The organism is Halioxenophilus sp. WMMB6, assembly GCF_033283405.1.
Lineage (GTDB): Bacteria > Pseudomonadota > Gammaproteobacteria > Pseudomonadales > Cellvibrionaceae > Halioxenophilus.
The window spans coordinates 117,378-141,263 of record NZ_JAWMQR010000004.1 but is presented as its reverse complement, the minus strand read 5'-3'; the positions used below and the strand labels follow the sequence as shown (position 1 = coordinate 141,263).

At 56.8% G+C, this 23,886-nt stretch carries 27 protein-coding genes; 18 read left to right on the top strand and 9 right to left on the bottom strand.

The window, feature by feature from the left end:
- Positions 1-7 precede the first annotated feature (7 nt).
- The gene (locus SBL51_RS12435) at positions 8-685 is read right to left on the bottom strand and encodes a response regulator transcription factor (protein WP_317931288.1); all 678 of its coding nucleotides are present in this window, start codon (positions 683-685) and stop codon (positions 8-10) included.
- Between the two features lie 38 nt (positions 686-723).
- A complete protein-coding gene (locus SBL51_RS12430) occupies positions 724-1,119 on the bottom strand; it encodes a hypothetical protein (RefSeq protein ID WP_317931287.1) in 396 nt (131 codons plus the stop codon).
- A gap of 200 nt (positions 1,120-1,319) precedes the next feature.
- On the opposite strand from SBL51_RS12430, the gene SBL51_RS12425 reads away from it, so the two are divergent.
- The 15 genes from SBL51_RS12425 to SBL51_RS12355 all read left to right on the top strand — a co-directional run bounded on the left by SBL51_RS12425 (position 1,320) and on the right by SBL51_RS12355 (position 16,788).
- Positions 1,320-1,904: an LON peptidase substrate-binding domain-containing protein gene (locus tag SBL51_RS12425; protein ID WP_317931286.1), complete on the top strand. Its 585-nt coding sequence runs from the start codon at positions 1,320-1,322 to the stop codon at positions 1,902-1,904.
- 142 nt (positions 1,905-2,046) lie between these two features.
- Positions 2,047-3,303, top strand: coding sequence for a glutamate-5-semialdehyde dehydrogenase (locus SBL51_RS12420; RefSeq protein ID WP_317931285.1), 1,257 nt, complete (start codon positions 2,047-2,049; stop codon positions 3,301-3,303).
- Positions 3,304-3,330: 27 nt separating this feature from the next.
- Positions 3,331-3,981 (top strand): nicotinate-nucleotide adenylyltransferase, encoded by a 651-nt coding sequence (gene nadD, locus SBL51_RS12415; protein ID WP_317931284.1) that lies wholly within the window; start codon positions 3,331-3,333, stop codon positions 3,979-3,981.
- 64 nt (positions 3,982-4,045) lie between these two features.
- Positions 4,046-4,396 (top strand): ribosome silencing factor, encoded by a 351-nt coding sequence (gene rsfS, locus SBL51_RS12410; RefSeq protein WP_317931283.1) that lies wholly within the window; start codon positions 4,046-4,048, stop codon positions 4,394-4,396.
- An 11-nt stretch (positions 4,397-4,407) separates the two neighbouring features.
- Entirely contained in the window at positions 4,408-4,875 is a 468-nt protein-coding gene (gene rlmH, locus SBL51_RS12405; protein ID WP_317931282.1) for a 23S rRNA (pseudouridine(1915)-N(3))-methyltransferase RlmH, read from the top strand.
- Between the two features lie 151 nt (positions 4,876-5,026).
- The gene (mrdA, locus tag SBL51_RS12400) at positions 5,027-6,913 is read left to right on the top strand and encodes a penicillin-binding protein 2 (protein ID WP_317931281.1); all 1,887 of its coding nucleotides are present in this window, start codon (positions 5,027-5,029) and stop codon (positions 6,911-6,913) included.
- Positions 6,900-8,048 (top strand): rod shape-determining protein RodA, encoded by a 1,149-nt coding sequence (rodA, locus tag SBL51_RS12395; RefSeq protein ID WP_317931280.1) that lies wholly within the window; start codon positions 6,900-6,902, stop codon positions 8,046-8,048. The genes mrdA and rodA overlap by 14 nt, the downstream gene beginning before the upstream one ends.
- Positions 8,049-8,086: 38 nt before the next feature.
- Positions 8,087-9,088 (top strand): lytic murein transglycosylase B, encoded by a 1,002-nt coding sequence (gene mltB / locus SBL51_RS12390; protein WP_317931279.1) that lies wholly within the window; start codon positions 8,087-8,089, stop codon positions 9,086-9,088.
- A 42-nt stretch (positions 9,089-9,130) separates the two neighbouring features.
- Positions 9,131-10,030 carry a septal ring lytic transglycosylase RlpA family protein gene (locus tag SBL51_RS12385; protein WP_317931278.1) on the top strand — a complete coding sequence of 300 codons (900 nt, stop codon included), beginning with the start codon at positions 9,131-9,133 and terminating at the stop codon, positions 10,028-10,030.
- A 133-nt stretch (positions 10,031-10,163) separates the two neighbouring features.
- On the top strand, positions 10,164-11,357 hold the full coding sequence (locus SBL51_RS12380; RefSeq protein ID WP_317931277.1) for a D-alanyl-D-alanine carboxypeptidase family protein: 1,194 nt from the start codon (positions 10,164-10,166) through the stop codon (positions 11,355-11,357).
- Positions 11,358-11,372: 15 nt separating this feature from the next.
- On the top strand, positions 11,373-11,651 hold the full coding sequence (locus SBL51_RS12375) for a DUF493 domain-containing protein (RefSeq protein ID WP_317931276.1): 279 nt from the start codon (positions 11,373-11,375) through the stop codon (positions 11,649-11,651).
- Positions 11,652-12,320, top strand: a complete 669-nt coding sequence (gene lipB, locus SBL51_RS12370; RefSeq protein WP_317931275.1) for a lipoyl(octanoyl) transferase LipB — start codon at positions 11,652-11,654, stop codon at positions 12,318-12,320.
- 6 nt (positions 12,321-12,326) lie between these two features.
- Positions 12,327-13,307 carry a lipoyl synthase gene (lipA, locus tag SBL51_RS12365; RefSeq protein ID WP_317931274.1) on the top strand — a complete coding sequence of 327 codons (981 nt, stop codon included), beginning with the start codon at positions 12,327-12,329 and terminating at the stop codon, positions 13,305-13,307.
- A gap of 51 nt (positions 13,308-13,358) precedes the next feature.
- Positions 13,359-14,429 carry a DUF3080 family protein gene (locus SBL51_RS12360; protein ID WP_317931273.1) on the top strand — a complete coding sequence of 357 codons (1,071 nt, stop codon included), beginning with the start codon at positions 13,359-13,361 and terminating at the stop codon, positions 14,427-14,429.
- A 286-nt stretch (positions 14,430-14,715) separates the two neighbouring features.
- On the top strand, positions 14,716-16,788 hold the full coding sequence (locus SBL51_RS12355) for a thioredoxin domain-containing protein (RefSeq protein WP_317931272.1): 2,073 nt from the start codon (positions 14,716-14,718) through the stop codon (positions 16,786-16,788).
- A 20-nt stretch (positions 16,789-16,808) separates the two neighbouring features.
- Here the strand turns inward: SBL51_RS12355 and SBL51_RS12350 are convergent, their stop codons facing one another.
- Both SBL51_RS12350 and SBL51_RS12345 read right to left on the bottom strand, forming a co-directional pair.
- Positions 16,809-17,531: a glycerophosphodiester phosphodiesterase gene (locus SBL51_RS12350; RefSeq protein WP_317931271.1), complete on the bottom strand. Its 723-nt coding sequence runs from the start codon at positions 17,529-17,531 to the stop codon at positions 16,809-16,811.
- 59 nt (positions 17,532-17,590) lie between these two features.
- The gene (locus tag SBL51_RS12345) at positions 17,591-18,052 is read right to left on the bottom strand and encodes a flavodoxin family protein (protein ID WP_317931270.1); all 462 of its coding nucleotides are present in this window, start codon (positions 18,050-18,052) and stop codon (positions 17,591-17,593) included.
- 159 nt (positions 18,053-18,211) lie between these two features.
- Between SBL51_RS12345 and SBL51_RS12340 the strand changes: the two genes are divergently transcribed.
- Positions 18,212-18,841, top strand: a complete 630-nt coding sequence (locus SBL51_RS12340; RefSeq protein WP_317931269.1) for a phosphoadenosine phosphosulfate reductase family protein — start codon at positions 18,212-18,214, stop codon at positions 18,839-18,841.
- A gap of 125 nt (positions 18,842-18,966) precedes the next feature.
- Here SBL51_RS12340 and hpf read toward each other — a convergent pair whose 3' ends face one another.
- Positions 18,967-19,305, bottom strand: coding sequence for a ribosome hibernation-promoting factor, HPF/YfiA family (gene hpf, locus SBL51_RS12335; RefSeq protein WP_317931268.1), 339 nt, complete (start codon positions 19,303-19,305; stop codon positions 18,967-18,969).
- Between the two features lie 255 nt (positions 19,306-19,560).
- Between hpf and SBL51_RS12330 the strand changes: the two genes are divergently transcribed.
- A complete protein-coding gene (locus SBL51_RS12330; protein WP_317931267.1) occupies positions 19,561-19,980 on the top strand; it encodes a hypothetical protein in 420 nt (139 codons plus the stop codon).
- A 119-nt stretch (positions 19,981-20,099) separates the two neighbouring features.
- On the opposite strand, the gene rimI is transcribed toward SBL51_RS12330, so the two are convergent.
- On the bottom strand, positions 20,100-20,561 hold the full coding sequence (gene rimI, locus SBL51_RS12325; RefSeq protein WP_317931266.1) for a ribosomal protein S18-alanine N-acetyltransferase: 462 nt from the start codon (positions 20,559-20,561) through the stop codon (positions 20,100-20,102).
- A complete protein-coding gene (locus SBL51_RS12320) occupies positions 20,554-21,027 on the bottom strand; it encodes a hypothetical protein (protein WP_317931265.1) in 474 nt (157 codons plus the stop codon). The genes rimI and SBL51_RS12320 overlap by 8 nt, the downstream gene beginning before the upstream one ends.
- 429 nt (positions 21,028-21,456) lie before the next feature.
- Here SBL51_RS12320 and SBL51_RS12315 point away from each other — a divergent pair, with 429 nt between their 5' ends.
- A complete protein-coding gene (locus tag SBL51_RS12315; protein ID WP_317931264.1) occupies positions 21,457-21,816 on the top strand; it encodes a hypothetical protein in 360 nt (119 codons plus the stop codon).
- A gap of 39 nt (positions 21,817-21,855) precedes the next feature.
- Here SBL51_RS12315 and hspQ read toward each other — a convergent pair whose 3' ends face one another.
- Both hspQ and SBL51_RS12305 read right to left on the bottom strand, forming a co-directional pair.
- Positions 21,856-22,188: a heat shock protein HspQ gene (gene hspQ / locus SBL51_RS12310; RefSeq protein WP_317931263.1), complete on the bottom strand. Its 333-nt coding sequence runs from the start codon at positions 22,186-22,188 to the stop codon at positions 21,856-21,858.
- A 112-nt stretch (positions 22,189-22,300) separates the two neighbouring features.
- Positions 22,301-23,881, bottom strand: coding sequence for a dipeptide ABC transporter ATP-binding protein (locus SBL51_RS12305; RefSeq protein WP_317931262.1), 1,581 nt, complete (start codon positions 23,879-23,881; stop codon positions 22,301-22,303).
- Positions 23,882-23,886: the final 5 nt, after the last annotated feature.

Below are 23,886 nucleotides of genomic sequence, written 5' to 3'. Positions count from 1 at the left end.
GGCGCGCTCAGGACTGGGTTAAGTTGAAGCGGTAGCCCTGGCCGCGCAGGGTGGTGATGGGCTTCAGGCTGCCTTCCGGATCCAGCTTTTTACGCAGCCGGCCGATGAACACCTCGATGGTGTTGCTGTCGCGGTCGAAGTCTTGGTCGTAGAGGTGCTCGGTCAGTTCGGTTTTGGAGATCACCTTACCGGCGTGGTGCACCAGATACTCCAGGGTGTTGTACTCGAAGCTGGTCAGCTCCAGCGCCTGCCCATCAACGTGCACCACCTTGGCGGCGGTATCGAGAGTGACCGGGCCGAAATTCAGCACCGGGCTGGCGTGGCCCGTGCTTCTGCGGATAAGCGCATTGACCCGCGCGCGCAGCTCTTCATTGTGGAAGGGCTTTACCAGGTAGTCGTCGGCGCCGGCCTCCAGGCCAACTACCTTGTCCTGCCAGTTGTCGCGGGCGGTGAGGATCAGAATCGGGTAGCCAATGCGCTTTTCACGCAGCGCCTTAATCACCTCAATGCCGTCCATTTTCGGCAGACCGAGGTCGATAATCGCCAGGTCGTAGGGGTGTTCGCTGGCCAGGTAGAGCCCTTCGCGGCCATCGCTGGCGCTGTCGACCACATAACCGCCACTGTGCAAATAGTGGCACAGGGTTTTGTTGAGCTCGGGTTCGTCTTCAATGATGAGTAGTCGCACGCTGTTTCCTATCTATCGGAGGTTTTCTATTGACCGCCTCAATTACGCAAGATTTCACCATTGGGACCAACCAAAATATAGGTGACTTTGCCGGAGGGGAGTAACACCTTCACTTGGTGCCCGGACGCCGTTGGTTGTACCCGCAGCACCTTGCCGCCGGAGGCCCGCTTGGCCACGTCGGCGGCCTGCTTGGAGTCGATGCCGCGGCTGGGCGAGCGTTGGTGCAGGTTGAACTCCTGGTTGTTGTCCGAACTGCGGTTGCGCTCGACATCGGCTTTATTGGCGCTGCCGGGTTTGCCTGGGCCGCCAGGCTTACCCTGGCCGCCAGCTTGGGCCCAGCCCGAAAGCGGGCTGCACAGGGCGGCGACGACCAGTAGTAGCCAGAGACGCGCGCGGAGGGAGACTTTGTTGGCTGTGTGTTTCAAAATTTGCATGTTGGCTGATTAAATCTGCTTGTGCGGGGTGGTGCCAGAGCTCGCCACCCGTTTGGATGTGCGGTGCGGATGTCGATTGCCCCTGTTATCCATAATGATTAGGGTTTAAGCTCGTTTAACTCGTGATTTGAGCCATTATCACCGGCTTTGTATGAACCTGCGCTGAAGTATCGGCGTTTTAACCTGACTTGGAAACCCTCGTGTCTGATGCCTTACCTCTGTTTCCCCTGAATACGCTGTTGGTACCAGAGGCCACTCTGCCACTACAGATCTTTGAGCAGCGTTATCTGCGCCTGATCAAACAGTGCCTGCGCGATCAAACCACCTTTGGCGTGGTGCCGATTCGCGATGGTCGGGAGGTCGGTGTGGCAGCCATGATCTACCAGGTGGGGGTGGTGGCGCACATCAGTGACTGGAGTCAGGGAGCCAACGGCCTGCTGCACATAAAAGTGGTTGGAGGGCGCAAGTTCCGGGTGCTGCAAACCAGTGTCGAAGAGGATCAGTTGATGCAGGCCCAGGTGGAGTATCTGCCCGAAGAGTCCACCTATGATATTCCCGATGAGTTCAGTGGTTTGGCAGAGCTCTTTAAAGAGTTGGGTGATCATCCGCAGGTGCAGGCACTGGGCTTGCCGCCCGCGTTGACCGCCAATCAACTGGGCTGGTTTTTGACACAGTTGCTGCCGTTAAGTCGCAGTGAACAGGTGGAGATGCTGGCGATGCAGGAGCCGTTGGTGCGGCTGGAGAAGATCGCCGAATTTGTCGACCGTTTAAGCCGCGAGGGTTAAGCCGTCGGTTGCGGTTGAGCCTCTTTTTTCTGTCCGCGGCCAATGGTTGGGAATTGAGCAAGAAGTCGCTACAATACGCGCCCTTTTCTAGCCGCTGCCGCCTGGGCAGGGGTTGTTGCAGTTGGTAGACGGTGAGCACAGCATGAACAACATTCAAGAGTACATGATATCCCTGGGGCAGAATGCCCGGGCTGCTGCACGCGTAATGGCGTGTGCCACCACCGAACAGAAAAACAATGCGTTGCTGGCCATCGCCGCAGAGCTACAGCAACAGCGCCCGGCGCTGATGGCCGCCAATGAGCAGGATCTGGCCGCCGGTCGTGACAGCGGCCTGGACGCGGCCCTGCTGGACCGCCTGGAACTGACCCCATCGCGTATCGACAGCATGATCGAAGGACTGCAGCAGGTGGCGGCTCTACCCGACCCCTGTGGCGAGATCAGTGACATGCGCTACCGCCCGAGTGGCATCCAGGTGGGCAAGATGCGCGTGCCCTTGGGTGTGGTTGGTATTATTTACGAGTCGCGCCCCAACGTGACCATCGACGCCGCCAGCCTCTGCCTGAAATCCGGCAATGCCACCCTGTTGCGCGGTGGCAAAGAGGCGCTGCACTCCAACCAGGCCATTGCTGCCTGCATCAGTGCCGGCCTCAACCGGGTGGGCCTGCCGGCCACGGCGGTACAGGTGGTGGCCACCACCGACCGCGCCGCTGTCGGCCATATGATCACCATGCCCGAGTATGTCGATGTGATTGTTCCGCGCGGCGGCAAAAGCCTGATCGAGCGTATCAGCAAGGATGCCCGCGTCGCGGTGATCAAACACCTCGATGGTATCTGTCACGTTTATATCGATGACCGGGCCGATACCGAAAAAGCCTTTAATATCGCACTCAATGCCAAAACCCACCGCTATGGCGTCTGCAATGCCATGGAGACTCTACTGGTGCATGCGGCGATCGCCCCGGCGGTATTGCCGCGTCTGGCGGAGGCTTACATAGAGCGCGGGGTCGAGCTGCGCGGCTGTGAGCGAGTGCGCGGCCTGATCGACTGCCAGCCGGCCACCGAGGAGGATTGGTCGACCGAATACCTGGCGCCGGTGTTGTCAATTAAGATCGTCGACGACATGGCTGCGGCCATGGACCACATCGACCGCTACAGCTCAAAACACACCGAGGCGATAGTCACCGAGGATTACACCCGTGCCCGCCAATTCCTGGCCCAGGTGGACTCCAGTTCGGTGATGATCAACGCCTCCACTCGCTTTGCCGATGGATTTGAGTATGGTCTGGGGGCTGAGATCGGTATCTCCACCGATAAGATTCACGCCCGAGGCCCGGTCGGTCTGGAGGGGTTAACCTCGCAAAAATGGATAGTCTTTGGCGATGGCCATATCCGTCGCTAACGGCCGCCTGCCGGTATGGGGCGCGGCTTGAAGCGCCTGGGTTTCTTCGGCGGCACCTTCGATCCTGTCCACATTGCCCATTTGCGCCTGGCTCTGGAACTCAAGGCCTACTGCCAGTTGGATGAGATGCGGCTGCTGCCGGCCCACATCCCACCCCATAAGGGGGTTCCCTCGGCCACGCCCAGCCAGCGGCTGGCGATGTTGCAGCTGGCCATTCAGCACTGCCCGGAGTTGAGCCTCGATACCCGCGAACTGTTGCGCGACTGCCCCTCCTACAGTGTGGAGACTCTAGCGCAGTTGCGTGCCGAGCTGGGGCCGCAGGTCTCCATCAGCCTGGCGGTGGGCGGTGATTCACTGGCCAATCTGCACACCTGGCACCGCTGGCGGGAGTTGTTTCAATACGCGCACCTGATCGTGGCGGTGCGCCCGGGTTACCAGCGCCCGCAGAGCGGCCCGGTGGCGGAACTATTGGCTGACAGCGAGGTAGAGGTGGGGCAGCTGCACCAGGTCAGTCACGGCGGGGTAGTGGTGGCAGAGCTGTCACAGCTGGCGGTCTCCGCCACGGCGATACGCGAGCAGATAGCCAGCGGCTACTCGGCCCAGTTTCTGCTGCCCGATCCCGTTTGGCACTACATTCAGCAACATCGTCTTTACCAACAGGCCGGTGCCGACCAATAAGGTCGGAGCCGGCTTCTATACTGATTAAAATAGCAGCAACGCTTGGCAATCACTGTGAGGATTAATGACCGAACTCGAACAAATCGTCATCAATGCACTGGAAGACCTAAAGGCCAAAGATATCGTCGAAATTGACGTGGCCAATCTCACCGAGATCATGGACAAGCTGGTGATCGCCAGCGGCACCTCCAGCCGGCACGTCAAATCTCTTGCCCAGAATGTCGCCAGCGAGGCCAAGGCCGCCGGCTTTATGCCGTTGGGCATGGAGGGGGAGACCCAGGGCGAGTGGGTGCTGGTCGACTTTGGTGATATCGTCGTGCACGTGATGACGCCGGCTACGCGCAGCTTTTACGACTTGGAAAAACTCTGGTCGGAAGCGCCCAGAACCCGTCTCAATCAAACCGACGAGCCTTAGCAGTCGGCGGTATGCGGGTTAAGTTAATTGCTGTCGGCACCAAAATGCCCGCTTGGGTGGAGCAGGGGTGGATGGAGTATCACAAACGCCTGCCGCGCGAATTCAAACTGGAATTGGTGGAGCTGCCGCTCGGCCAGCGTAGCAAGAGCGCCAGTGTCGAAAAGGCGATGGCGGCCGAAGGCGAGCGCATGCTGGCGGCGATCCCCGACGGCGACTGGGTGGTGGCCTTGGAGGTGGGTGGCCAGAGCTGGAGTACGGAAAAGCTGGCTGCCAATCTGGCCGATTGGCAGATGCAGGGCAAGAACCTGAGCCTGCTGGTGGGCGGCCCCGATGGCCTGGCGCGCGACTGCCTGCAGCGGGCCAACCAGCAGTGGAGTCTGTCGGCGCTGACACTGCCGCATCCCCTGGTACGTGTTGTCCTGGTTGAACAACTCTATCGCGCTGTCAGCATCCTGAATAACCACCCCTACCACAAATGAGTGACATCGCAGCTGTTTTTGTTGTTATTTTCGGGAATCTTGCGCGAATAATGACATCAAAACTTGCATTGGCAGGTGCTTGTCTTATGCTTCACACAAAACTTATTCGGAATACCACAGCGGCCGCAGTTGGGGCTGCTAGCGCCATATCATGAGCGAGCACCAGACACTCAAAGACCACTTCCGCGAGGCGCGAATATTTCGTCATCGGGTGCTCTTCATCGCCGCATTTATGGTGCTTATGTTTCTGGTACTGTTTGGCCAGTTCTACAATCTGCAAGTCCTCCACCACAGCAACTACGTCACCCAATCGGAACGCAATCGCATTCATGTCCGGCCGCTGCCGCCCACGCGCGGGTTGATCTACGATCGCAACGGCCAGTTGCTGGCCGACAACCGCCCCAGTTATACCCTCAATATCATTAAAGAGAGCGTCGATGACCTGGAGCAGTCTCTCGACCTGGTGGCGGAACTGATTGAGGTCAGTGACCTCGACCGGGAGAAGTTTTACCGCCGCCTGAGCCAGCGTCGCCGACCCTACGAGAGCGTGCCCCTGCGCTATCGCTTGAGCGAAGAGGAGATTGCCCGGATTGCCGTCAATGAGTATCGCCTGCCTGGGGTGGAGGTGGAGGCACAGCTGGTGCGCTACTACCCCTTGGCCGATCTCTACTCACACTCGGTGGGTTATGTTGGCCGCATCAATGAGCGCGAACTGACCAGCTTTACGGAAGAGGAGTACCAGCAGTACGCGGGTACCTACACCATTGGCAAGATCGGTCTTGAGCGCCAGTACGAAACCCAGCTGCTGGGCGAGGTGGGTTACCAAAACGTGGAGACCAACGCCCGCGGCCGAGTGCTGCGGGTGGTGGATCAGATCGACCCAAAACCGGGTGAAAACCTGCACCTCTACCTCGACAGCGAGGTGCAAAAGGCGGGGTTGGCGGCGATGGAGGGCCGGCGCGGGGCGATTGTTGCCATAGAGGTGGATACCGGGGGCGTGGTGGCGATGGTGAGCTCCCCGAGCTACAACCCCAACCTGTTTGTTACCGGCATCAGCCATACCGACTACAACGCGCTTACCCAGTCGCGGGATCTGCCGCTCTTTAACCGGGCAATTCAGGGCGAGTACCCACCCGGTTCCACCGTCAAACCGATGATCGCCCTCGGTGGCCTCTACTATCAGGTGATCGACCCCAGTCTAAGTATGTACGACCGCGGCTACTACCAGTTGGAGGGCGAAGAGCGTCGCTATCGCGATTGGAAAAGAGGCGGGCATGGGCAGGTCAATATGCGCACTGCCATTCGGGAGTCCTGCGATACCTATTACTACGAACTGGCCTTCCGCATGGGTATTGATCGGCTGCACACCTTCGGCAGCTTCTTTGGTTTAGGCCGGCCGACCGGCATCGATATTCCCAGCGAGCGCAGTGGCAACTGGCCCTCCCGCGAGTGGAAGCGCCGCGCCCGCGGCCTGCCCTGGTTCCCAGGGGATACCCTCAATGTGGGTATTGGCCAGGGTGATGTGCTGGCCACTCCTCTGCAGTTGGCGGCAATGACCGCCACCATCGCCAACCGCGGCCGCTGGGTCACGCCCCGTCTGGTGCAGGAGCAGCCGGTCGAAGCGCGGCCCTCAGCGTTGCAGGATGTACCCGATGGCCAGTGGGACTTTATCATCGGTGCCATGGAGGATGTGGTTCACCATCCGCGCGGCACAGCCCATCGGGCTGGTGTTGGTTTGCAGTTTCGCATGGCTGGCAAGTCCGGTACGGCGCAGGTGGTAGGCATCGCGCAGGATGAAAAATACGATAGCGACAAGCTCGCCGAGCGGCACCGGGATCACGCCCTGTTTGTCGGTTTCGCGCCGGCGGATGACCCGCAGATTGCCGTGGCTGTGATTGTTGAAAACGGTGAGGGGGGCTCTTCGGAAGGGGCGCCGGTGGTGCGCAAGGTGATTGAGGCCTACCTGCACCAGCAGTCGTTGTTGGCTGCGGCCAGCGCCGATGTGGCCAGCAGTGGAGGTGACGATGTCCGGCGGTGATTTTCTTCGGCGCATGCCCTCCAGCAGCTGGAATTTACGCCGTCAGCAGAATATCTGGGTTCGCCTGCACATCGACCTGCCCCTTCTGTTACTGCTGTTGGTCAGCATGGTGTTTGGTCTGGTGGTACTCTACAGCGCCAGTGGTGGCGATTGGCACTATGTGAAGCGGCAGACCATCTTCTTTCTGCTGGGCTTTGCTCTGATGTTTGCCGTGGCGCAGGTCAATCTGCCGTTTCTGGAGCGGTGGAGCTGGGCGGCCTATTTTGTCGGCCTGGGATTGTTGGCGGCGGTGTTGTTTGTTGGGGTGGGTGCCAAGGGGGCACAGCGTTGGTTGTCGCTCGGTGGCTTTCGCTTTCAGCCGTCGGAAATTATGAAGCTGGCGGTGCCGCTGATGATTGCCGCCTACCTCTCTAAGCGGTTGCTGCCACCCAAATTCAAATACATTGTGGTGGCGCTGCTGCTGGCGCTGGCGCCGGCTTTTCTGATTTTGAAACAGCCCGATTTGGGCACGGCCTTGCTGATTGCTATGTCCGGGTTGGTGGTGCTCTTTTTTGCCGGCCTGCCCTGGCGCTACATTATTACGGCGTTGATATTGGTGGCCGCCAGCGCCTGGCCGGCCTGGCACTTTGTGCTGCACGACTATCAGCGCACGCGCATCCTCACTCTACTAAACCCTGAGGCCGACAAGCTCGGTGCCGGCTGGAATATTATCCAGTCAAAAACCGCTATTGGCTCCGGCGGCTGGTTGGGCAAAGGTTGGCTGAACGGCACCCAGTCCCAGTTGGATTTTCTGCCGGAAAGCCACACTGACTTTATTATTGCGGTGCTGGCGGAAGAGTTTGGTATGCGCGGTTTTCTCTGTCTGTTGCTGCTCTATAGTCTAATTCTGGCTCGTGGCTTAAGCATTGCGGTGCTTTCGCAGCAAACCTTCAGCCGGCTGGTGGCCGGCAGTATCAGCTTTACGCTGTTCGTTTATATCTTCGTCAACATCGGTATGGTCTCGGGACTCTTGCCGGTGGTGGGCGTGCCCTTACCCTTTTTCAGTCATGGCGGCACCGCGCTGCTGACGTTAATGATCAGCTGCGGTCTGTTGATGGCGGTAGCCACCGAGCACAAACGGGTAGGGTTGAATTAATTGGCGTGGGAGTGACAGTGCTGTACAAGGTTAGTGGTTTGTTTAGCAGGGTACGCTTAGGCGTTGTTCTGGTTGTCAGTGGTTTGCCGGGGCTGGGGTTGGCGGGTGACTTTTCCAATCATCCGGAAACCCAAAAATTTATTGGCGAGATGGTCGCCGAACAGCAATTCGATCGGGCGCAACTGCAGGCTTGGTTTGATCAGGTTGAGCGCAAGCAGAGTGTGCTCGATGCCATTGCCCGGCCAGCGGAAAAGGTCAAGCCCTGGAAGGAGTATCGGCAGATTTTTGTTACACCGACCCGCATTAAGCAGGGGGTGGAGTTTTGGCGTAACAATGCCCAGGTGCTGGCCCGTGCCGAGCAGGATTTTGGTGTGCCAAAAGAGATTATCGTTGCGATTCTCGGTGTCGAAACACGTTACGGAGCCCATCGTGGTGGCTACCGGGTGATGGATTCGCTATCGACACTGGCATTTGAATACCCGCCACGGGCGGCATTTTTTCGCAAAGAGTTAAAAGAGTTTCTGTTGCTGGCACGGGAACAGAAAAAGGAGCCCTTAACCCTGATGGGCTCCTACGCTGGGGCCATGGGCTACGGCCAATTTATGCCATCGAGTTACCGCGCTTACGCCTACGATTACGACGGCAATGGCTTTACCGATATCTGGGATAACCCGGAAGATGCTATCGGTTCCGTGGCCAACTATTTCACCCGTCACGGTTGGCAGGGCGGTCAGCCGGTGGTGGCCCGTGTGCGTGTTGCCGGGAACTACAACGCCAATCTGTTAAACGACGAGTTGGAACCGGATCGCACTTTCAGCGATGTTAAAGCCGGTGGTTTTATTCCGTTAGAGGATGCCCACTACCCCGACCCGGTGCGCGTTTTTCAACTCGAAGGCGAACACGGGGCAGAATTCTGGCTGGGCATGCAGAATTTTTATGTGATTACCCGTTATAATCGCTCGTCGATGTACGCTCTGGCGGTTTTTCAACTGGCGCAGGCCGTGGCCCGCGATTACCAAACTGCTGTGGGAGCTCTATAAACGCGCTTCGCGCTTGAACCTAACGGATTCTCTTATTTGGCTATGCAGATCGCTATACGTATTGGGCTGGTGGCGGCGGTGGTAACCCTGGTGGGTTGTGTCAATGTCGGTGGCGGCAGTAGTGGCGATTTTAGTGATCGCTACAGCCAAAAGCACGACAGCTACCCGAGCGAGCCCAAATCGGTCGATCACATCCCCGATGCTGTGCCCATCCCCGAACCGCGCACCGTGGCCGGCAACCGCAGCCCCTATAATGTCAATGGCCAGACCTACCGCGTGCTCGCCAGTGAAGTGGGCTATAGCGAACGCGGCATCGCCAGCTGGTACGGTGAAAAATTTCACGGTCACGCCACCTCCAACGGCGAAATTTATGATATGTACGGCATGACTGCCGCCCATAAAACCCTGCCCATTCCCTCTTATGTTCGCGTCACTAACCTCGATAACCAAAAATCGGTCATCGTGCGGGTCAACGATCGCGGCCCATTCCATTCTGATCGCCTCATCGATTTAACCTACGCGGCGGCGAAGAAATTGGGTTACGTCCAGACCGGAACCGCGCGCGTACAGGTGACCGCCATCGATCCGGTGGCCTGGCAGCGTGAGCACGCCGGGCGGCTGGCGTCGGTGGAGGTAACGACCCGAGCCCCCAGCAACAGTGGTGAAGCGCCGGCACCGGCACCGCTCTATTCTGGTGGTTACTCGCTGCCGGCCAACACGTTTCTGCAAGCCGGTGCATTCAGCTCGGCGCAAGCGGCTCAGGATCTGCGCAACCGCATTGCCAAAATAATTAATTTCCCGGTGCAGGTGAATCCACCCAGTGGCGAAACTCCCCTCTATCGTGTGCGCATTGGTCCGATTGCCGATAATCTTCAGGCCAGCAGTATTCGGGCACTGTTGATTCAACAAAATTTCTCCGCACCACATTTGGTTTACGAATAAGCGCAACCGGGCCTGATTTTTATGGCCTACGGCTGTTATACTCCGGCGCCAACAGCGGTTGGCCGAACTTTCCCACAGATCTGCCTTCAAAACGGAAACCACCCGTTAAACCCATCCAACTAAAAAAGTTCCTATGGTTTTTTTGCACACTCCAAAATACGTTTGCTCGAAATTATTTAGCCTGGCTTGTGTTTTACTGATCTCCCAGTCGGTTTTTTCGGCGCCGGTAATTATTCCGGCACCGCCGCAACTGGCGGCATCAAGTTACATTCTGGTAGATGCCAACACCGGTAAAATTCTGGTGGAGCAGAACTCCCATCAAAAATTGCCACCGGCCAGTCTCACCAAAATGATGACCAGCTACATCGTTTCTGATGAGATTTACAACGATCACATTCAGCCCACCGACATGGTGCCCATCAGCGTCAAGGCCTGGCGTATGGGTGGCTCCAAAATGTTTGTACGCGAAGGCACTGAAGTGCCGGTGGAGGAGCTGCTGCGCGGTGTTATTGTGCAATCGGGTAACGATGCCTCGGTGGCGCTGGCGGAATATGTCGCCGGTAGCGAGTCGGCGTTTGTCGATGTGATGAACCAACAGGCGCAGCTACTGGGTATGAACAGCACCCACTTTAAAAACGCCACCGGCTGGCCGGCTGCCGGCCACGAGACCACCGCCTACGATTTGTCGTTATTGGCACGGGCACTGATCAACGACCATCCGGCACACTATGCCATCTACTCCGAGCATGAGTTCACCTACGGTGCTCCCGGAGAAAAGCCTATTACCCAAATAAACCGCAATGCTCTGCTGTTTCGTGATAAGTCGGTCGACGGTATTAAAACCGGTCACACCGAAGCCGCTGGTTTTTGCCTGGTGGCATCGGCCGTTCGTGATGGCATGCGCTTGATTTCTGTGGTGATGGGCACCAAATCAGATGATGCACGCGCGGAAGAGTCACAAAAGCTGCTGTCGTACGGGTTTCGTTACTACGAAACCGCCAATGCGGTTAAGGCCGGCGACGAGTTGGTTTCGGCCCGGGTTTGGTCGGGTAAGCAAGACCAGGTTGGCCTGGGTGTGAAAAGCGATGTGGCGCTCACCGTACCGCGCGGCAGTACTGAAGAGTTGCAGATCCAGACGCTGGTGGATGGCACTATCAAAGCACCCATTGAGCAGTATCAGCCGCTGGGTAAGGTAGTGGTCAGCCTGGATGGTGAAGTCCTGGCGGAACAACCGTTGCTGGCCTTGGAGCCGGTTGCTCAAGCAGGCTTCTTTGCCCGTCTGTGGGATGCCATCAAACTCTTCTTCCTTGGCTTCTTCTCCAGTTAATTTGAGGGGTGACGCATGGCTGACGACCAGGAAAAATCGGCAAAAATTGAATTTCCCTGCCCCAATTACCCGATCAAGGTGTTAGGCGATGCTGGGGATTCGCTGCATACACTGGTGGTGGAGGTGTTCCATCGCCATGCGCCCGGTTTTGATGCCAGCGCCATCACCATCCGCGACAGCGCCAAGGGTACCTTCCAATCACTCACGGTCACCATTGAGGCGACCGGAGTCGAGCAACTGCAAGCAATCTTCGACGATCTGAAAGCCAGCAAGCTGGTGAAAATGGTGCTGTAGTTGGCCGAGATAGTTGTCCGTCACCTCGGGCTGGTGGATTACCAGCAGTGCTGGACCGAGATGACCGCCTTCACCAATCAGCGGACTCCCCAAACACCAGACGAACTCTGGGTGGTGCAGCACCCACCGGTATTCACCCAGGGCCAGGCGGGCAAGCCCGAGCACCTGTTGAACCCTGGTGCTATCCCCGTTATTCAAACTGACCGCGGTGGCCAGGTGACCTACCACGGCCCGGGGCAGGTGGTGCTCTACCCACTGCTCGACCTGCGCCGGCTGCACCTGGGGGTGCGGGAGCTGGTCACGGCCATCGAACAGGCCATCATCGACTACCTGGCGACACTGGCCATCAGTGCCTACGCCAAGCGCGAAGCGCCGGGTGTTTATGTGCTGCGCCAGGGGCTGGAGCACAAGATCGCCTCCCTCGGCCTGAGGGTTCGGCGCGGCTGCAGTTTCCATGGCCTGGCTTTGAATGTGGCCATGGATTTAACCCCGTTTGGCCTGATTAACCCGTGCGGCTACGCCGGCTTGGCAGTAACCCAGGTTCGCGACTGCCTGGCGCCGGAAGCCTGCCCTGGCCTGGCCGAGGTGGAAACTGAACTCAGCCGCAGCCTTTTGGGCAAATTGGGGTACAATACGCCGTTTATTCAGGACTCCACGCAGCATCTGTGAGGCAATATGACCACTAAACCCGAAATCGAACCCGTCAAGCGTACTGAACGCCACCGTCAGGGGGAGAAGCTGCGCAATGCTGACAAGGTCGAGCGCATTCCCGTGAAGGTGATCGAATCCGATCAGCTGCAGCGCAAACCCGACTGGATCCGGGTGCGTATGCCGGCCTCGCCGGAAGTGGATCGTATTAAAAAGATTCTGCGCAAGAACGGCCTCTCCAGTGTTTGTGAAGAGGCGACCTGTCCAAATCTGGGTGAGTGCTTCAGTGGCGGCACCGCCACCTTTATGATCATGGGTGACATCTGTACCCGTCGCTGCCCGTTCTGCGATGTTGGCCACGGCAAGCCCAACCCCTTGGACGCCAAAGAGCCGCGCCACCTGGCCGAGGCCATCGCCGAGATGCGCCTGAAATATGTGGTGATCACCTCGGTCGACCGCGACGACCTGCGCGATGGTGGAGCTGCCCACTTTGCCGACTGTATTCGCGAATCGCGCAGCCTGCTGCCGAGCCTGCAGATTGAGATTCTCACCCCGGACTTCCGCGGTCGCAAAGAGATTGCGCTGGATATCCTCGCCACCGAGGCACCGGATGTGTTCAACCACAATCTGGAGACGGTGCCCCGTTTGTACCGCCAGGCTCGCCCAGGTGCCAACTATCAGTGGTCGTTGGCGCTGCTGAAAGAGTACAAGGCGCGCCGCCCTGACGTTAAAACCAAATCGGGTTTGATGGTGGGGTTGGGCGAGACCAAAGAGGAGATCTTCGAGGTGATGGCCGATATGCGTGCCCACGACATCGATATGATCACCATTGGCCAGTATCTACAGCCCTCCAAAAACCACCTGCCGGTGAGCCGCTACGTAACCCCGGCGGAGTTCGATGAGTACACCGCCAGGGCCAAGGCGCTGGGCTTTTTGCATGCCGCCTGTGGGCCGTTGGTGCGCTCCTCCTACCACGCCGACAAACAGGCGCACGGCGAGTCCTTCTAAGCCCAACCGAGTAGGGTTAGTGATCTGCCGCTGTCCCAGGGTGACCCGGCCATGAGGTTTTGGGCAGCGGTGCCACGCCTGTTGTTGCCCGCCATCGCCGGTTTGCTGGCCGGCTGCCCGGCGCCAGCGCCGGAACAGGCCCTGGTGAGCGACTACCGGGTGCGCCTGGCGCACGTGTTGGATGTTGCCACCCCCGACCTGGCCCAGGAGGCCGCCAGCGCCTACCCGAGCCGACGCGAGCTCACCCTGAGCCAGCAACCCATAAAGATCGACCTGCTCGAGTTCCTGCGGTTGAGCCCTTGCCAGGTGCAGCGTCTGATCGGTGAGCGCAATGCCAGCCTTGGTCATGTTATGCCACCCTCCCAGCAGTGGCTCTATGAGAGCAAATTCATCATTGCCGGCCGCCACTGTCTGGCCCAGCTGTTGCGCAACCCGGATGCCGTGGAGTTGCAGAACACTCTGCAGCAGGCGCTGGCGGTGAAACAGGCGGAACGGGGGCGGGTCGCCTGGAATGCGGTCTTTGCCAGCCAGGAGTTTCAATCGCTGTTCTCCCTCTCTGGCCAGCCGCTGGCCCTGGATCAGCCGCCACCCAGCGCTCTGTTCGAGGCGCTGGCACAGTTGCAGTGGCAGATTAAGCGCTGGCAGACGGCGGATGTTCCACCGAGTGACGATATCGAAAAGCTCTATCAGGTGATTGGTGCCGACAACTGGTATGGCCAGCTGATGGCCTCGTTGGTGTTGCTGAATAACGAGCTGGAGGCGCTGGTGGCGATTCAGACTGAGCGGCTCGCGGGCCGGCCGCTCTGTTTTGGCGGGCGCAGTAACCGCGAGGCAGAGGCGATGCAGAATGTGTTCATGACCTTCTATATTGGCGCTATTCAGCCCTATCTGGCGCGGGTGTACCAGCAGGGTGAGGTTGCTGTCCGGCAGCTCAATCAGTTGCGTGACTTGGTGCAACCACCAGCCGAGGTCGAACTGGCGGACTTTGACAGTTATTGGCTGATTACCTGGGATAACTCAGTGGAGACCAGCCTCTGGGGTCGCTACAACTGGTTGCTGGATCGCCACACCCGGCTTTGGCAGGAGCAGTTGAGTCAGTGTGGTCTTATGCCGCGTGGCTAGGATTTTCGCGAAAATTGGCCAAGGTGTTGGTAATAAGAAATAAGGCTGACCGATCGGTCTGGCTTTCACAGCGCCTGCCACAAATTACATAGACACTTTTCAGAATTTGCTGTAAAAAATGTCACTTCAATCACTATGACCTAGTGCTCAAATAAGGAAATTCCGAGCTGAAATGCCGCTGATTCTTTGATAAATCATCAGGTGGCGGTGCCAGATGGCCACATTTCAGGTAAATGGCTTGCGATTATGGCAATTTACCCAGCTCGCATGGTCAGGAATGCTAAGTATGATCCCCCTTTCTAATGTACTGGCTGAGGAGACCAGCCCGTACCTGCTTCAGCACAAAGATAACCCCGTTAACTGGCAGACCTGGTGTCCTCAGGTGCTGGAGGCGGCGGCTATTGCTGATAAGCCCATTTTTCTCTCCATTGGCTACAGCACCAACCACTGGTGCAAAGTAATGGCCGTGGAGACCTTCTGCCATCCGCAGGTGGTGGCCGACCTCAACGAGCACTTTGTCTGTATCAAGGTCGACCGGGAGGAGCGCCCCGATCTTGACGACATCTACCAAACCGGTCACCAGCTGCTGTGTGGCCAGGCCGGTGCCTGGCCGCTGTCGGTATTTCTGTGCCCGCACAGCCATCTGCCGTTTGTGGAGGGCACTTACTATCCGCCGGAGTCCAACAGCGTGCAGTTGGGCTTTATCGATCTGATCGACCGGGTGCTGAACTTCTACCATGGAGACCGCGCCCAATTCGAAACCATGATTGAGCAGGTACGGCTTGGCTTTCAGCAGTTGGATGCGCCACTCGCCGTTGCCGACGAGATGCGCTCCTTGCATCTGGCGCCACTGAAGCAGTCGGTGAAAAACCTGCTCAACACCGCCGACCGTCAATACGGCGGCTTTGGCCATGCGCCTAAATTTGCATTGCCTTTCCAGTTGCAAAGGCTGTTGATCGCCAGCCGTGAGTCCACCGCGTTGGCCACTCGGGCCAAGCAACACCTCCACCTGACCTTAATGATGATGTCCCGTGGCGGCATTCGCGACCTCGTTGGTGGCGGCTTTTTCCGCTACTCCACCGATAGTCAATGGTCGATACCGCATTTCGAAAAGATGCTGTACGACAACGCCTGTCTGCTCGCCATCTACGCCGAGGCCTCCAAGGCGATAAAGTCATCCCTGTTTGCCAAAACGGCGCGGGGTATTGCCCAGTGGGTCTGCTCGGAGATGAGCAATGGCGAAGGCGCGTTTTACAGCTCGCTGGATTCCGACAACGCCTTTGGAGAGGGTGCTTACTACTGTTGGCAGACAGAAGAGCTGCGCACGCTGCTGACCGAGCGCGAGTATGAGGTGATGTCGATTCTCTGCCGCTGGCAGGGTATGCCTAACTTCTATGGGCTATGGCACATTCAGGTGGTTGGCCGGGTTTCGGATGTGGTGGAGGAGCTTGGCTTGAGTGCCCAGGAGGTCAACGCGGCCTACCGCAGTGGTATCGCTAAACTCACAACCCAGCGTCGCCACCGTCTGCGTCCGGCCCGCGACGACAAAATTTTAAGCTCCAGCAATGCCCTGGTTGTGCGCGGATTGGCGATTGCCGGCCGTATTCTGGAAGACCCGTTGATGGTGAGCGCAGCGCTGCGTTGTATCGACTTCCTCTCCTACCACCTCTGGCACCAGGGTCGCCTCTACGCCACCTGGCGGGATGGGCAAGTGAAGGTACTTGGCTTCCTGGATGACTACGCCTTTATGATGGATGCCTTGTTAGAGTGTTTGGAGTCCCAGTGGCGGGATCAGGATTTCAAACTGTTGGTCGAGATTGCCGACACCACACTGGAACTGTTTGACGACCCGGAGGCGGGTGGACTCTTCTTCACCAGCAGTGAGCACGAACAGCTGATTCACCGTGCTAAGCCGCTCTATGATCGGGTAACACCTTCCGGTAATGGCGTTGCTGCCAAAGCGCTGGCCCGTCTTGGCCACCTGGCCTCGGAGGAGAAATACACTCAAGCGGCGCGACGAATCGTGGAGGCGCTCTGGCCATCGGTAGAGGCACAACCGGAGCTGCACGACAGCCTGCTACAGGCCGTTGAGGAGCTGCACCACCCGATACAGGTGATGGTAACTGGCCAGGAGGCTGCCCAGTGGCGTACCAAATTGGTCGATCGGTTCGTCAATCGGGTGCACTGCTACGCGGTTCTCGATGAACCAGATGACCAGGATGAGGAGTTCCTCGAGACGAGAGCTCTGCTGTGTGTGGGCGTGGAGCAGTCTGAATACGACGATATCAGCGTGCTCTTCTCAGCCATCGATGTGGCGCTGGTGGCACAGCCGGTGACTACCGGTGATCTCGCGCAATAAGCTGGCAGGAGCCTTTAAGCTTAGGTGCCGCCCTTCACTGAGCCCAGAGTTAACAGTCGCTCTGGGTAATCGGTAAACAGAGCATCGGCGCCAAGTTCCATTAACGCCTGCATATCCTGCGGGTGGTTCACTGTGTAAACCCATACCTCTATGCCGTGTTGATGGCAGTCGTCGATCAGCGCCTTGCTGACAAATTCTAGACTGATTCCCAGTACCGTCGCCGCTAGTGGCCGGCAGAGTGCGCTGTAGTCCAGGGGGATGCCGCAGATCAATACCCCGCGGGGTACCTGTGGCAGCTGTTCCTGGCAGAGCCGAATCTGGTGTTGATCGAAGCTCGATAAAAGGAAGTGCGCAGGGGTGAGCTGCCCCTGTGCAAAATAGGCTGCCAGCAGCTCGCAGGTAGGATGCGCCGTGCCGGGACCTTTCAGTTCAATATTCAATCGCGCCCGACCGGCGATCAGTTCGATTACCTCTACCAGGGTTGGCAGTGGCCCAATTGCGCTGGCTGCGCGGGCCTGCAATTCGGATAGGTTAAGTTCACTCAGCAGCTCATCGCCCGGAATAATGCGCCCCAGGCGCCGATCGTGAGCGACAATGAGTTGACCTTCAATCAGCCAAACATCGATCTCGATCGCCGTTACGCCCAGCTTGAGGCTGGCACTGATGGCGGCCAGCGTGTTTTCCCGTTTGCTATCGCCGGCGTGGCCACCGCGATGGGCGACACACACTGTAGTGGTTGGCATGGTGGAGTGGATCTCGCGTTGATTGTGGTAGCGCTAAGCTGTTGTTGTTCAGTTAGCTGTTAAAAAATACCGGCTTCAAGGCCAGCTGCAAAGGTGGTGCCCAACTCTTGGCAGGCGGGGAGAAAATCCTCCTGCCAAGGCCCCCGGCAAATTAACGTTTCCATCACTGGTCGCCACTTCAGGCCAGTGCAAATCGAGTCGATGGCGCGCTTGGTTCCAGTGCCATCGTGGCCGGCACGAATGAATGTTGCCATCGGTTTGCCCTGACAAAGTTCCAGGCACGGGTAGTAGATACGATCAAAGAAATCCTTTAACGCGCCGGACATATAGCCGAGATTTTCGGTAGTGCCGAGGATAATGCCATCGCACTCGATAACCTGCTGACTCTGGGCCTGAAGCGGTGGCAACCAGCTGACGGTGACCCCGCTAAGCTCGGGATGGCAGATACCCTCAATAACGGCATCGACCATTGCCTGGGTATTTTGCGATGGCGCATGGGCCACAACCAAAATTTTTTTCATAACCATTTGAGAGCTTATGCAGAAAAAAAAGTCTAAAAATGCCCGATTAGCCGTGCTGGCGTTGCTATAAAGCCTTTTTATGAAATGCTAGACTGGCCCGCCTTAACAGTAGTTAGTCCATCGGCCGTCATGCAACGAGCCAATTGGGAGGTTTATTTTATGATCGACATCGACTTGAACCAAGTGAATGCCAGTCTGCGCGACGCTCGCCCTGAAGAGATTCTGCGTTGGGCGCTTTCCCTGGATCAGAAAACCATCGTCACCACCAACTTCGGTCCATTCGAAGCGGTGCTGCTGAACATGGTTTATGAGCAGGCGCCAGGCATGCCGGTTATTTGTGTCGATCACGGATACAACACTACCGCCACCTACCGTTTCGCGGCCGACTTAACCCAGCGTTTGGGCTTGAACATGCATTATTACACCCCGCGTGTAACCGCGAAGCGCCGCGAAGCCGTCATGGGTGGTATTCCCGATATCGACGATGCCAATGAGCACGACCTGTTCACCAAAGAGGTTAAGTTGGAGCCCTTTGCCCGGGCGATGGCAGAGCACCAACCGCAGGTTTGGTTAACCGCCATTCGCAAAGAGCAGACCGCCTTCCGCGATTCTCTCGATGTCGTTACCGTCGATGGCAAAACCGGGGTGATCAAGGTTGCGCCGGTCTTCTACTGGACCGAATTGGATATGGAAGAGTATCTCTACGAGAAGGGACTGCCTAACGAAGAGGACTACTTTGATCCAACCAAAGTACTCAAGAACCGGGAGTGTGGCCTGCACGTAGGCTAATTTGGGGTTTGCTCCCGCACGGCCGTTGGCAGGTACAGGCGGGAAACTCCGCTGTGTATTACCGGGTTGCGATAAGCGGTTAAACGAAAAAGCAGGCTAAGGCCTGCTTTTTCGTGTTAACGGGGTTACTCCTCTGCTGCGGTGAAGCTCTCTTCAAAAGCGGGACGTTTGCTTCGACTGTAGGCTTGCTGGGTGCCTTCGCGGTGTCCCAGGGCAGAGTCAAGTTTCCTGACGGCGTCTTTGATGGCTACGTACAGGTTTTTGTCGGCCGCGTGGACGGCAATTTGTGAATGCCGGAAGTGGGTAACAATGTCGACAATCTGTTGTTTGGGTTCAACCTTCAACCAGACGTTAGCCTGTTCCAGTTCAGGGTAGTGGTTGGCCAATTTGTTCAGCTTTTGCGTCACACCGGCTTCGATGGCCGGGGTAATGTCCAGATGTTGGCCTGCTATATTCAATTGCATGGCAGTTTCCTCTTCTTATTTTTTCCTATAGCCCTCTCAAATTATGTTGTCGTGCAGGTTGCAGCAAGCGTTGATCGTCGGAATTAGCGGCCACCTTGATATTGATCTAGTCCCAACCAACCCCTGCGGCCAGTGGCGTATTTTCGCTGACCATGGTGAAGCTGAATTTGTAGAGAGATCTCTACAATCGCAAATATTTTGACAATTTGTTACAAAATGTTGTGGCGCAGCATGAAAAGGTGTTGTATATTAAACATGCAGCTTACTTTTCGCTGGGTTGGCGCGTTTTGCATCACCAAGGCCAGTGGCCCCGCTGCTAATTTGTCGTTTACTTTCTCAGGCCCATTGCCTGCTTTTATTCCTAACTTTGAGGAAACCGTTATGAAAAAGCTTCTTTTAGCTTGTTCCCTGGTAGGCTTTTGTTTGCCAGCTTTCGCCGAAACTGATTTCTGTGCCCAAGTACCTGTTAACGCACCTGAAATTCCCCAATTGGTTAACACTGCTGATGAGCTGATGAGCGTTCGTCAAAACGTGCTTAACTACATCGAAGACGCTGAAAAGCGCCTGATCTGTCAGACCAACACCAAAAGCTACAATAGCTTGGTTGATGAAATGCACATTGCTGCCGACCAGTACAACCAACTGTTGGCCACTTACAAGAGCGCAAGCCTGTAAGTCTTTGACTTGATTAGTTGATTGAACTAATTAATGCCCGTGGGTGACTGTGTAACGCCTACGGGCTTTTGCTTTTCTGGCCTTCCGTATCCTTAACATAAGACCCTATCGAACTCACTCTAGCCTAGCAGCGCCAAATCGATCGCGTAGATAATGGCATCTTCACGGTCGCTATTACTTGGGTAGTAGTTTGGTCTCAGTCCGACCTCATTGAAGCCAAAGCTTTCATACAGCGCACGTGCTGGTTGGTTACTCTCTCTGACTTCCAAAAACAGCTCGTCGGCGTTGAGTGTTGCCATCGTGGTCGCCAGAAGCTCGCGACCGTAGCCTCGGCTCTGCTCGGAGGCGAGAATGCTGATGGTGAGCAGTTCCGCTTCTCTGGCCACCAAGCCGTAAACGGCAAAGCCAATCACCTGTTCGCCTTTTGTGGCCACCCAAGCTAAGCGTTTTGGGTTATTCAGGCTGCGTTCGAATTCCTGTTGGCTCCACGGGCTCAGCTGGTTGGCCTTTTCTATCTTCAAAACCGCGACGAGGTGGTCTGGGGTCATTGGCACGATTGCCAGGTGTTCTCCTTCATCCACGGCGCAAGCCTCGTATAGCTTGCCAAGTGACGGCTTTCTTGGCTGGCTCTTGCAGCATCTCTGTCAGGCTTGGTGTGATGCGAGCGGTCAGGTCGAACTCCTCCAGTTTTTGCTCAGAACCCAGCAGGTCGGTGTAAGGCTGCTCGCCGCTGAGTAAGTAGTGGGCAGCATCGCTGCCCATGAGCAGCAGATGCCGGCCAGGGTTCAACAGAAATTGGGCATCAAGAAAGGCGTGCAGAGTTTCCCGTGCTGCAGTGTCGCCCTGGTCCTGATGGGGGGCATCGATCATTGGCCACTGCACAATTTCGGCACTGGGAAGTTCTCGCGGATAGCCGAGGGCTGTGAGAATGTTGAGCAGGAGCTTTTCGGTGGGTAACGCCAGTTCAGGGTGACGGGAATCGACAATCATCAACTCTTCTGAAACTCGCCAAAAACTGAGTGAGAAGCGTACTGCTATGCGCTCCAATGCCGCGCTTGAGCGCTGTTCAGCTGCCTTTTGGGGCCTGGTTACGGGGCTGTTCGCTTTGGCTATTGGTGAAACCAGATCGGGCCCAACTCGTGGTTCCGCGATTGGGGCGGGAGGCGCAGTCCCAACCAATGGTTGAGGCCGGGCCTGCGGCGGTGTTGAGGGAGGCTCAAGCCCCTCAGGGGAAGAAATAGGCGCCAAAAGAGGTGTATCCGGGCTGACCTCCTCCTGCCTGACCAGGTTGGGATTGAGATAGGGCTCCGGTGCCCCCGGTAGCTGCCAGCGTGGCATGTAATTGGCTATGCCTAGAGCGCGTAAATAGGCTAAGCGGTCTATTTCATGCATTCCAATCAGTTCCTTTCTGGCCGAGTCTTGGGTGCCGCTGGTTTCAGCGATGACTCATCTATCAATTAATAAAAAAGGGTAATCATGCAGTTTACCAAACCAATGATCGATCTGGTGTACGAAATTCGTCGACGGATACGCGCCGAGCTAAAAGCCGAGGTAAAGCTGGCGAATCCTGAGTTGTTGTCAATGCTCGTTAGAAGTTTTCATGAAGATAAACCCGATGCTGTATGTCGGGCACTGATTAAAGAGTTGATGGCGTTGGCCGGGGGCGAGTGGCCGGTTCGCCTGGAAGATCCTGCCAGTGTGGATGCCAAGCGAATGGTGGTGGGTGCCTACCGAGGCACGGTGAGTCATGAGGAGCCCAAAGTGGCGGCGCCCGCTGGGGGAGAGGCTGGCCGTAAACCTGTGCGTATCTATCGCGGCCGCGTTATTAGCGATTAATGACCGGGCGCACAGTGTGGTCGGTTTCTGCTGATTGGGTCAGTAACTGGGTAGGCGGGATGGGCGGTAAACGCCGCAGTCGAAGGCGTTAAAATATCGGCCCACCAGCGGGTGGCTAATTGGTGCCGTTGAGCTGTCTCGACAAAGAAACTCTTCGGGTACATAAGCCGCTTCGCCAGTGCCGTGCACCAGCACGTGATACCAGCTTTGCTCCTTGGCCGGTGGGTGGCCGTTGGCATGTTGGCTGTACCATTTGTCGCTCATGCAGAAATCCGGATCCACATCGTAGATCACGGCCCGGTAGCCTTCATAGCGATGCATGACCAATTCACCAACAGCGAAGTGCTTCTCCACACTTTGGTCGATTTCCATATATTCCATTCCTTAGTAAAAGGCCGAAAGGCATCAGCCCCTTACATTAAAACCTAGTCGATCTGGGCGTGATCGCTATCTTTTACCGAGGAATGGTACAAAATTCGGTGCTTTAAGCGTTGATATGTGCGGCAGATAACAATAATTTTGTGTACTGGGCCTGAGGTTGATGCCAAACCGTCTCCACATCCCCCTCCTCAAGCAGCTCGCCGTGTTTAAGCACGATAACCCGGTCACAGAGTTTGCGAACCACACTCAAATCGTGGGAGATGAACAGCATGCTCAGATTGTGTTTCTCGACCAGAAACTCCAGCAACTCCAAAATCTGCTTTTGAATCGTCACATCCAGCGCGGAGACAGGCTCATCGGCCACAATAAACTCGGGCTTGGTGGCAATGGCGCGGCCGATGGCGATGCGCTGGCGCTGGCCACCGGAAAATTCATGGGGATATTTGCGCACATAGGCGCGGGCCAGGCCGACATCGTCCATCAATTTTAAAACGGCTTCACTGAGCGCGGCGCCTTTGGCGATGCCGTGTAATTTCATTGGCTCTGCCAGTGTGTCGTAGATGGTCATGCGTGGGTTGAGCGAGGCGTAGGGATCCTGGAAGATCATCTGCATGCGCCGTCGCCAGGGTTTGAATTGCTTGGCATTCATCGATTGAATATCGTTACCGGCGAAGGTGATTGTCCCTTCGCTGGTCTCGACCAGGCGTATAATTGCACGGCCGAGCGTCGACTTGCCCGACCCGGATTCACCCACCAACCCCATAATTTCACCTTTATTTAGATGAAACGAGGCCCGGTTCACCGCCCTGAAATTTTGCCCGTTCACGACAAAATCGACCGACACACCGTCAACGGTTAATAGCGGAGTGTTGTTGTCTGCCTGGCTTTCGGCAGCTTTGGCCCCGTGCGGAATGGCGGCCAATAGTTTTTGTGTATAGGGGTGTTGTGGGGCGTTGAAGACGGCTTTGGTTTCGCCGTGTTCGACCACCTTGCCCTGTTGCATAACAATGACCTGGTCGGCCAGATCTTTCACCACGGCTAAATCGTGGCTGATAAAAATCACGCCGATGTTGCGCTTCTGTTGCAGCTGTTTAATCAGTTCCAGTATCTGCTTTTGAATGGTGACGTCGAGCGCGGTGGTTGGCTCGTCGGCGATCAGTAATTTAGGTTCGGCGATCAAAGCCATGGCAATCATTACCCGCTGGCGCATGCCGCCGGAAAATTCGTGAGGCCAGGCGTAGTAGCTTTTTTCCGGCTCGCGAATACCCACCTCACGCAACAGTTCAATCGCTCGGGCCTTGGCCTCTTTGCGTGACAGGTTGTGGTGATAGGTGAGCGGCTCAATAAGTTGCTCGCCCACAGTCAGGAATGGGTTGAGGCAGGTCATTGGGTCTTGGAAGATCATGGCGATATCGTTGCCGCGAATCAGCCGCAATTGCTGTTCACTACACTGCAGAAGGTCGACGCCCTCAAACAACGCTTGGCCGCCATCGATCTTGCCAGGGGGCGAGGGAATTAATCCCAGAATGGAGTAGCAGCTCACCGATTTTCCGGAGCCGGACTCGCCAACGATGGCAAGCGTTTGACCGGTATCGACCGAAAAGCTGACATCATCAACCGCCTGGCTTACGCCGTTACGGGTGTGAAAACTGATGGATAAATTATTAACGGTTAAAAGTGACATGGTCT

Bases quoted from the DNA above. Each gene is read 5' to 3' on its own strand.
- SBL51_RS12430 (WP_317931287.1), bottom strand. From the start codon at position 1,119: ATGCAAATTTTGAAACACACAGCCAACAAAGTCTCCCTCCGCGCGCGT.
- SBL51_RS12420 (WP_317931285.1), top strand. From the start codon at position 2,047: ATGAACAACATTCAAGAGTACATGATATCCCTGGGGCAGAATGCCCGG.
- rsfS (WP_317931283.1), top strand. From the start codon at position 4,046: ATGACCGAACTCGAACAAATCGTCATCAATGCACTGGAAGACCTAAAG.
- rlmH (WP_317931282.1), top strand. From the start codon at position 4,408: ATGCGGGTTAAGTTAATTGCTGTCGGCACCAAAATGCCCGCTTGGGTG.
- mrdA (WP_317931281.1), top strand. From the start codon at position 5,027: ATGAGCGAGCACCAGACACTCAAAGACCACTTCCGCGAGGCGCGAATA.
- rodA (WP_317931280.1), top strand. From the start codon at position 6,900: ATGTCCGGCGGTGATTTTCTTCGGCGCATGCCCTCCAGCAGCTGGAAT.
- SBL51_RS12385 (WP_317931278.1), top strand. From the start codon at position 9,131: ATGCAGATCGCTATACGTATTGGGCTGGTGGCGGCGGTGGTAACCCTG.
- SBL51_RS12380 (WP_317931277.1), top strand. From the start codon at position 10,164: ATGGTTTTTTTGCACACTCCAAAATACGTTTGCTCGAAATTATTTAGC.
- SBL51_RS12375 (WP_317931276.1), top strand. From the start codon at position 11,373: ATGGCTGACGACCAGGAAAAATCGGCAAAAATTGAATTTCCCTGCCCC.
- lipA (WP_317931274.1), top strand. From the start codon at position 12,327: ATGACCACTAAACCCGAAATCGAACCCGTCAAGCGTACTGAACGCCAC.
- SBL51_RS12360 (WP_317931273.1), top strand. From the start codon at position 13,359: ATGAGGTTTTGGGCAGCGGTGCCACGCCTGTTGTTGCCCGCCATCGCC.
- SBL51_RS12355 (WP_317931272.1), top strand. From the start codon at position 14,716: ATGATCCCCCTTTCTAATGTACTGGCTGAGGAGACCAGCCCGTACCTG.
- SBL51_RS12350 (WP_317931271.1), bottom strand. From the start codon at position 17,531: ATGCCAACCACTACAGTGTGTGTCGCCCATCGCGGTGGCCACGCCGGC.
- SBL51_RS12345 (WP_317931270.1), bottom strand. From the start codon at position 18,052: ATGAAAAAAATTTTGGTTGTGGCCCATGCGCCATCGCAAAATACCCAG.
- SBL51_RS12340 (WP_317931269.1), top strand. From the start codon at position 18,212: ATGATCGACATCGACTTGAACCAAGTGAATGCCAGTCTGCGCGACGCT.
- hpf (WP_317931268.1), bottom strand. From the start codon at position 19,305: ATGCAATTGAATATAGCAGGCCAACATCTGGACATTACCCCGGCCATC.
- SBL51_RS12330 (WP_317931267.1), top strand. From the start codon at position 19,561: ATGCAGCTTACTTTTCGCTGGGTTGGCGCGTTTTGCATCACCAAGGCC.
- SBL51_RS12315 (WP_317931264.1), top strand. From the start codon at position 21,457: ATGCAGTTTACCAAACCAATGATCGATCTGGTGTACGAAATTCGTCGA.
- hspQ (WP_317931263.1), bottom strand. From the start codon at position 22,188: ATGGAAATCGACCAAAGTGTGGAGAAGCACTTCGCTGTTGGTGAATTG.
- SBL51_RS12305 (WP_317931262.1), bottom strand. From the start codon at position 23,881: ATGTCACTTTTAACCGTTAATAATTTATCCATCAGTTTTCACACCCGT.